Genomic DNA, 684 nt, shown 5'->3' on the forward strand with positions numbered 1-684 from the left:
GGTCCGCGCCTTCCTGCCCTGGAGGCCGTACCGTATGCACCGTCTTCTCGGTATCACCGTTGCCTTGTTCGCCGCTGGAGTCCTGGCCGCCGAACCGGCCGTGGGCCCCTGGACCAAGAAGGTCCAGGCCGGCAAGGACCTCTACGCGACCCTGAAGACGAGCCAGGGCACCATTGTCGTGAAGCTCTTCTCCAAGGACGCCCCCAAGACGGTGGAGAACTTCGTCGGGCTGGCCACCGGGGAGAAGGCCTGGACGGACCCCACCACGGGCCAGCAGGTGACGAAGAAGCCCCTGTACTCGGGCACCGTCTTCCATCGCGTCATCCCGGGCTTCATGATCCAGGGCGGCGACCCCACCGGCACCGGCATGGGCGACCCGGGCTACCGCTTCGAGGACGAGTTCCAGAGCGGCCGCAGCTTCGACAAGCCGGGCATCCTCGCCATGGCCAACGCCGGGCGGAACACCAACGGCAGCCAGTTCTTCATCACCACCTCCACCCCCACGCAGCTCACCGGCCGGCACACCATCTTCGGTGAAGTGGTGGTCGGCTACGACGTGGCGGAGAAGATCGCCAGCGTGCCCCGCAGCGCGCAGGACCGCCCCCAGACGCCGGTGGTCCTCACCGCCGTCACGCTGAGCGACAAGGCCCCCAAGGGCGTCCCGGCGGCCCCGAAGAAGAAGAC

Annotated in this window: 1 protein-coding gene; it reads left to right on the top strand. The window is 68.3% G+C overall.

Annotated elements, in window-relative coordinates:
- Positions 1-34: 34 nt before the first annotated feature.
- Positions 35-684: peptidylprolyl isomerase (locus D7V97_RS43475; protein WP_147445280.1), on the top strand; the 650-nt coding region annotated here is incomplete at its 3' end.

Origin of the sequence: Corallococcus sp. CA053C, assembly GCF_003611675.1 — a bacterium.
In the GTDB taxonomy this organism is placed as follows: domain Bacteria; phylum Myxococcota; class Myxococcia; order Myxococcales; family Myxococcaceae; genus Corallococcus.